5 protein-coding genes are annotated in these 6,939 nt (G+C 68.2%); 2 read left to right on the top strand and 3 right to left on the bottom strand.

Features of this window, described 5'->3' with window-relative positions; all coding sequences use genetic code 11:
* Positions 1-619: 619 nt before the first annotated feature.
* Both ABZ457_RS30130 and ABZ457_RS30125 read left to right on the top strand, forming a co-directional pair.
* Positions 620-3,007: a Helicase associated domain protein gene (locus tag ABZ457_RS30130; protein WP_359164114.1), complete on the top strand. Its 2,388-nt coding sequence runs from the start codon at positions 620-622 to the stop codon at positions 3,005-3,007.
* Positions 3,008-3,038: 31 nt separating this feature from the next.
* Positions 3,039-4,025, top strand: a complete 987-nt coding sequence (locus ABZ457_RS30125) for a hypothetical protein (RefSeq protein WP_359164112.1) — start codon at positions 3,039-3,041, stop codon at positions 4,023-4,025.
* 66 nt (positions 4,026-4,091) lie between these two features.
* On the opposite strand, the gene ABZ457_RS30120 is transcribed toward ABZ457_RS30125, so the two are convergent.
* From ABZ457_RS30120 to ABZ457_RS30110, 3 genes are all read right to left on the bottom strand, one after another.
* On the bottom strand, positions 4,092-4,655 hold the full coding sequence (locus ABZ457_RS30120) for a hypothetical protein (protein WP_359164109.1): 564 nt from the start codon (positions 4,653-4,655) through the stop codon (positions 4,092-4,094).
* Positions 4,652-6,181 (bottom strand): site-specific integrase, encoded by a 1,530-nt coding sequence (locus tag ABZ457_RS30115; protein WP_359164106.1) that lies wholly within the window; start codon positions 6,179-6,181, stop codon positions 4,652-4,654. The genes ABZ457_RS30120 and ABZ457_RS30115 overlap by 4 nt, the downstream gene beginning before the upstream one ends.
* A 50-nt stretch (positions 6,182-6,231) precedes the next feature.
* Positions 6,232-6,939, bottom strand: a 708-nt coding sequence (locus ABZ457_RS30110; protein WP_359164102.1) for an IS481 family transposase, incomplete at its 5' end; no start/stop codon positions are given.

The following is a 6,939-nucleotide window of genomic DNA, read 5'->3' as shown; positions in this document are numbered from 1 at the left end:
GCCGTCGGGCCCGGGGCGCCGGAGGCGGCGTCCGGGGAGGGGGAGAGGGCAGGCTGGGGCAGTGCCCCGGCACGCCGGGGCATAGAGCGCGAATTGCGCAAGCGCAATTCGGATTCCGGCGCAAGCGCCGGAATGGAATTCCGCAAGCGGAATTCAAAAAGCAGAAGAATTCGCGCAAGCGCGAATTGCGGGCACCCGCGCAAGCGCGGTCGCCGGGGCTGGCAGCAAGGGGAGGTACGCCGTGCGCGGGCCTGTGTAGGGCTTGGGGTTCCTGGCCACCACCCCCGCAACGGATGTGACGGGCCATCGGCCTCACGGAGTGCCGGCCCCACCGCAGTGACGGGCTCCGCTGCGCTCCACCCGAACCCCTCCCCTATGCTCGAACCCGCCCTGGAGCGTTCACCGATACTCCGTCAACATACAGGAAGACCGGCCGTCCGTGGGCGAGATTGAGTCATGTATCACCCTGGGGAGCGAAGTTGGCGCGCGGGTGATGCATCGCGGGTTGCCACTGTGTAAAGTCTGGGAACAGACACCACACCCCCCAGCGCCGCGCACATCGCGCCGGGATTCCCTTTCTGATTACGCGCTGCATTCCGCGAAAAGGAGAACACGGGGCATGGCCGTGAAACTGCGTGACCACCAGATCGAGGCCGTTGCCGCTATCGTGCGCGGCTTCGATATTCCGCCGGGCGGTATTCCCTGGAACGGTCTTCGCGGACAGGTGCACGCCGCGTGTGGCACGGGAAAGACTATTATTTCCGCCGCGTCGGCAAAGCGGATTGTGCCCAAGGGGCGCATTCTCGTGCTGGTGCCGACGCTGGATCTCCTGGCGCAGACGGTGAAGGTGTGGCACAACGCCGGGCACAAGGGGCCGGCGGTTGCCGTGTGCTCGCTCCAGGACGATCCGGAGCTGTGGAGCATGAAGGTGCGCTCCACCACGAACCCCGTGCAGCTGGCGCTGTGGCACGGGCAGGGGCCGGTGACCATCTACGCCACCTACGCGTCGCTGGGGGTGCTCACGGAGGCGTTCGAGGGCGTCTACGGCCAGCAGCTCGCTCCGGTAGACCTCGCGGTCGTTGATGAGGCGCACAGGACTTCCGGCTCGATGGGTAAGGCGTGGGCGGACATCCACGACCAGACGAAGATCCGGGCTTACCGGCGGCTGTACCTGACGGCCACGCCGCGGATCTGGGAAGAGCGGCTGAACCGGGAGGTTGCCGAGGGGGTCCGCGACCCGCTGCCGCGTGAGATGGCGGCCTCCATGGACGACGAGAAGGTCTTCGGGCCCGTCCTGTACAAGCTCTCGCTTGCGTCGGCCGTGTCGCGCGGGTTGCTGGCGCGGTACCAGATCATCGTCCTGGAGCTCCAGGACCCGGTCGTCACGCCCGAGCGGCTGATGGGCGAGGAACGGCACACGGAGGAAGTTCGCGGGCAGCGCCTCGGAGCCCTCCAGGCCGCGCTCCTGCACACCATGGCCCGGCATGACCTGTCGACCTGCATCACCTTCCACCACCGGACGATAGAGGCACAGGCATACGCGGAGGGCCTGGAGCGCGTGGCCGCAAAGCTGCACGCCGACCAGCCGGAGAGGTACCCCGCTCGGATCTGGGCGGACTGGCTGTGCGGCGAGCACGTCCCCGAGCGCCGGCGTGGAGTCCTGGGCGGCTTCGGGTCCACAACGCTGCGGGCGGTGCTTTCGAACTGTCGTGTCCTGGGGGAGGGCGTCGACATCAGAAGCGTGGACAGTGTCGCCCTGTTGGACCCCAAGGGCGCCCCGCACGACATCGTCCAGGCCATCGGCCGGGCGCTCCGTCAGAAGCCGGGACAAGGGAAACTCGCTTCTCTCATCGTGCCGGTATTTCTCCAGCCCGGAGAAGAGCCGGAGGACATGTTCACCTCCGGCTCCTACCGGCCGTTGGTAAAAGTTCTTGAAGGTCTCCGAGCTCACGATGAAGAGGCCGTGGAGTTGCTTGCCATTCCTCAGGAGCCGCAGAAGGACATGGCCCAGCCCTCCGAGAACATCGGCACCCCGCCGGAGGAAGGCGAGGAAGAATCCCGGTTGCTGCTCCGTTTCGCGGCCCCCCGGGATCCGGTGATGGTCGCGGACTGGGTCAGCTTCAATGTGATCGACACCGAACGCCAGGACTGGGCCCGCGGCTGGGCGAAGCTGAAGACGTACGTCGAGCGGGTCGGAAACGCCCGCGTGCCCTACGGACACCGCGAGGGCGCAACTCCCCTTGGGCAGTGGGTCGCGGAACAACGACGCGCGTACGGGGTTGGGCAGATGACCGGGCTGCGCGCCCGGCGGCTGGAGCAGCTCGGCATGGTGTGGTCCGTCGCGGACGAACGCTTCCAGGAGAACCTCGAGGCGGCCCGCGCCTACTACGCCGACTACTGGACGCTGTGTGCGCCCCGGACCGCGACGGCGCTGGACCGGAAGGTGGGGCAGTGGCTGTCCAACCTCCGCCGCCCCGGCGCGCTAGCCGAACACCCCGCAGGGGAAGCCGCGTTGAAGGAGATCGATCCGGACTGGAACCCGCAATGGCCGGCCGAATGGCAGCGCCACTATGCCGCGCTGCGCGAGCTGCTGCGTGACGAAGAGGGCCCGGCGCAGGTCCTGCCCGGGTTCACGGTCCACGGGATGGACGTCGGGAGGTGGCTGGCCCGGCAGCAAAAGCCGGAGGTGTGGGCAGCCTTGGCGGAGGGGCAACGCGAGCGCCTGGAAGCGGTCGGCGTCGTCCCACCCGCCCCGTCGCCGAAGGCGCCCGCCACAGCACCCCAGAAGGCGCTGAGCGCCTTCGAGAGGGGCGTTGCAGCCTTGGCGCAGTACAAGGCCCGTACGGGCTCTGTGACGGTTCCTCGGGGGCACGTAGAACGGCTGGAAGACGGGACGGAGGTCAAGCTCGGGGTGTTTTTGAGTAACAGCAAGAGCAGGCGCGGGAGGCTCACGGCGGACAAGCTAGCCGCGCTCGCCGCGCTTGGGCTCGACTGGGCGATGGCGTAGGGCATGCGAGGGGAACGACAGCGTGAGGATCATGCTCGACAACAACATCTGGTCCTATTTGGGGGATCAGCGGGCTGGGAACCGGTTCAAGACGGTCGCTCATTCGCTCGGCCATCGCGTGGTAACCGCGCCGAGCGTCCTGCTGGAGGTGCTGCAGCATCCTCGCTCAGATATTCGGGCGGCCATCATCGAGGCCATCACGACCGCGACGGACGAGCGGCTGCGCAGCGAGGCCGACCGGGAGGGCGCCGAGGTCATCTCCGAGGTGCGCCGTCTACACCCGGAGTGGATGCGGGCAGTGCCCGATACCGGGCGCGAGGCAACGTGGCGTACGTACTGGACCAAGAGGTTCTGGCGGGAAGCAGTAGAGCACCACGACCGATTGCGTGAGGCGGAACCGGCCCGGCGGACCGCGCGCACGGTGCGCTTCCTAGTGGATAACCAGAAGGAACAGCGGGAGCGTTGGCGCGAAGCTGGCTTCGATCTCCGCGACCTCTCCCGGCTCACGCTGACCCCGAGTGAGGAGACCCCGATCGAACAGCGGGCTGGGTGGGCACCTGACGAAAGGATCGCGGCATGGCGGCCGTACAGCCAGGAGGTGTACTGGCATGCCTTCGCGCGGGGCCGCCGATCCGTGCTCACACATGAGGAGACCACTTACGCCGACTGGGTCGGCGCCCGGGTAGACCTCCGCGCCATGTGCGCCTCGAGGGAGGCGTTCAACCGGTTCTGGCTGTACGAGGTGGAACCCGCGTACATGCCACGCGCCTGGCTCCGGTGGGCGGCGGACACCGTGCAGATGGACATGAAGGTCACCGACGGCAACCCTCTTGATGTCCAACACGCCTCCTACCTGCCGGACTGCGAAGTGTTTCTCACCGCCGACAAGAACTTCGTGCGGGTGCTGGACCGCATCGCGGAGCAGGCCCCGGTTCCCGTGGGGCGGGCCTATCGGGTGGCTCCGGCGGCCCACGATGGCATCGTGGAGGCGATTGAGGCCAGCCTGCGCACACTCTGAGTCGCCGGGCACACGGCGGCCCGCCCGGGGGCTTCACTCTGCGGCTGCGGCACTGCGGAGCAGGGCTTACTGGTTGAGGTTCTCGTCTCGGATCATGCGGCGCAGGCTGGTGCGGGCTGCAGCGAGGTCGTCTTCCAGTTGGGTGACGCGGGTGTGAAGAGTGGTGTTCTCGGTGGTGGTGTGCTGAAGCTGGGCCGTCAGCTGGTGGTTGTGCTGGGTGAGTTCGTCGATGCGGGTGGTCAGGAGCTGGCTGCTGAGGGCGTCGAGTTGTTGTCCGAGATGGTGGCTCATGGCGGTGCGGAGCCGGTCGCGTTCTTCTCGGAGGGTGGTGATCTCCTGGCGGGCGAGTTCGAGGTCCGTGCGCAGGCCGGCTGAGGTCGAAGGACCGGGGAGTCGGCTGGTTGCGGGGCGTGCGTTCTGGCGGGTTTGTGCGGCGTGGATGTGTTCGCGGACGCCTTCGGCGTAGGTGAGCCAGGTGGAGACGCCGGCGGTGCGTGCAACGGCGGTGTGGGTGATGGGGGCGTCGTCGCGTTCGAGGCATTCGATGGCGGTCAGGACGCGGAGGCGTTTGTCGATGCTGTCGCGGCGGCGGGCCTGTGCCAGTGGGGCCGGGTTGCCGTTGGGGTTCATCGTGGATTTGTCCGGTGCGGGTTGAGGACGGTGAGCGGCAGGTGGGTGCGGGTAGTGCCGGCGCGGGCTTTGCGCAGGATGGCGCTGGCTTGTTCGAGTTCTTCCTGCTCGGCTGCGGGCAGGGCGGACAGGTGTCGGCGCATGCGGTCGACGATCTGTTCGAAGGCGGTGATCTGCGCGGGGAGGGCGGTGGTGACGAAGTCGGCAGCGTCCATCGCGTGGGCGGTTTCGCGGTCGGCGCGCAGTTCGTTGATGTGTTGCTCGATGGCGGGGAGGTAGGAGGGGTCGGGGCGGTAGTAGCCGCAGCCGGCGCACTGGAAGCGGATCGGGCATGTGTCGCCTCCGGCTTTGACGTTGGACGGTTCGGTGCATCCGCCGTAGGGGACGGCGACCGAGCGCAGGTCGTAGCTGCTGGGTGAGTTGGGTGTGGGGTGTCCGTGGCGGTCGACGATGTGGGCGGTGAGGGCGGCGACCGCGGTGCGTTTGCGTTTGAGGGAGACCTGGTAGTAACGCTGCGTCATGGCAATGGAGTGGTGGTCCATCAGCTCTCGGAGTACGTCGACAGGGGTTCCGGCGTCCGCGTGGCGCTGGGCGTAGGAGTGGCGGAAGGCATAGGGGTAGATCAGGGAGCGGTTGAAGGGGAGGCGGCGGCCGTTCGCGTCGGTGCCTTCGGCGTGGAGTTCGGGCAGAGAGTCGACCCAGGCGCGCAGGGTTTCGCTGATGTAGTTGGCGCTGAGGTGCCGGTCGGCGCTTTGGTCGCTGAGGGCGGGGAAGAGGCAGTCGTCGCCGCGGGCGGGAAGGTGGAGGTGGTCGCGGCAGTCTTGCCATCGGCGGATGTGCTCGGCAGTGGAGGCGGTGATCGGCAGACGGCGGCGGTGCCGGCGCCGTTTCCGGTTGTCCCAGATCAGGGAGGTTTGGTCGTGGTCGGTCTCCAGGCAGTCGCGGGGCAGGGAGGCGATCTCCAGGGGGCGACGGCCGGTGTCGCGCAGGAGGATGTAGACGGTCTGGTACAGCAGCTGAAGGTCGGTGGCAGGGATGTCACGGCGGCCTTGGACGTCCCCGAGGCCGAGCATGTGCAGATGGGCGTCGAGCTGCCGGATCACGGATTCGGGAACGGCTTTGCCGATACCGTCCTCGTCGACCTCTTCCAGGCGGATCCGGTGCTCGACGGGGTCGCGGGTGAAGGATCCGGCAAGGGTGTCGAGATGCCCTGAGCGGCGGCCGTAGTCGATCAGCTGGAAGAAACAGCCGGCGAGGGTCCGTCGCTGGGAGGACCGGTAGAGGGTGCCGTCCTGGCGCACGGCGGTGCGGATGGCGTCGACGACCGCGGAGGCGTCGGCGAAGGTCAGGACGGCCGGGCCCAGTCCTTGTCCCGGCCGTTGGGCCAGGGCCCGGGAGGCGATGATGCACGCGCGCATCGTGTTGGAGAAGACGTCGGTGCGCGGGGAGCTGGTGGTCGCCCAGTGCCGTACGAGGTGGCGCAGCCACGGCTGGTGGAGAGTGCGCAGGTCCGCGGTCCCGGACATGTGGCGGGGTGCGGATCCCGTCGTGGTGCGCAGGCCGATGGTGCGCAGGTCTAGGTGTATTGACCCGCAGGGTTGTTGACACGGCTGATCGGTGGCTGGCCTCCGAGTGCGGTGTGGCAGCGATGGTAGTTGTAGGTGTGGAGGAACGGTTCGAGGGCTTCGACGCGTTCGGTGTTGCTGGAGTAGGGCCGCTGGTAGGCCCATTCGTCGAGCAGGGTGCGGTTGAAGCGTTCGACCTTGCCGTCGGTCTGTGGCCGGTAGGCCCGGGTCAGCTTGCCGGTGGCGCCGAGGTGGGCCAGGGCGGTCTTCCAGGCCAGGCCCTTGCGGTAGGCCCAGGCGTTGTCGGTCAGTACGCGTTCGATACGGGTGATGCCCTGACGGTGGAAGAAGGCGGCTGCGCGGGTGAGGAAGCCCGCGCAGGTCGCGACCTTCTCATCGGGGTGGATCTCGCTGTAGGCCAGGCGGGAGTGGTCGTCGACGGCGGAGTGGACGTAGTCGAAGCCCATGCCCCGCACCGGCCTGCCCGCGTCGCGCCCCAGGACGCGGTGGCCGCCTCCGTCGGGAATCCGGCCGAGTTTCTTCACATCGACGTGGACCAGTTCGCCCGGGCGGTCGCGTTCGTAGCGGCGGATCACGGTGCCGGTCGGGCGGTCGAGCCAGGCAAGGCGGTTCAGCCGGTGGCGGTACAGGATGCGGTGCACGGTCGAGACCGGCAGGCCCAGGATCGGGCCGATCCGGGCGGGCCCGAGCTTGCGGCT

Source organism: Streptomyces sp. NPDC005805, from assembly GCF_040630445.1.
In the GTDB taxonomy this organism is placed as follows: Bacteria; Actinomycetota; Actinomycetes; order Streptomycetales; family Streptomycetaceae; genus Streptomyces.
This window is presented reverse-complemented; position numbering and strand designations above follow the sequence as displayed.

Bases quoted from the DNA above. Each gene is read 5' to 3' on its own strand.
- ABZ457_RS30130 (WP_359164114.1), top strand. From the start codon at position 620: ATGGCCGTGAAACTGCGTGACCACCAGATCGAGGCCGTTGCCGCTATC.
- ABZ457_RS30125 (WP_359164112.1), top strand. From the start codon at position 3,039: ATGCTCGACAACAACATCTGGTCCTATTTGGGGGATCAGCGGGCTGGG.
- ABZ457_RS30120 (WP_359164109.1), bottom strand. From the start codon at position 4,655: ATGAACCCCAACGGCAACCCGGCCCCACTGGCACAGGCCCGCCGCCGC.
- ABZ457_RS30115 (WP_359164106.1), bottom strand. From the start codon at position 6,181: ATGTCCGGGACCGCGGACCTGCGCACTCTCCACCAGCCGTGGCTGCGC.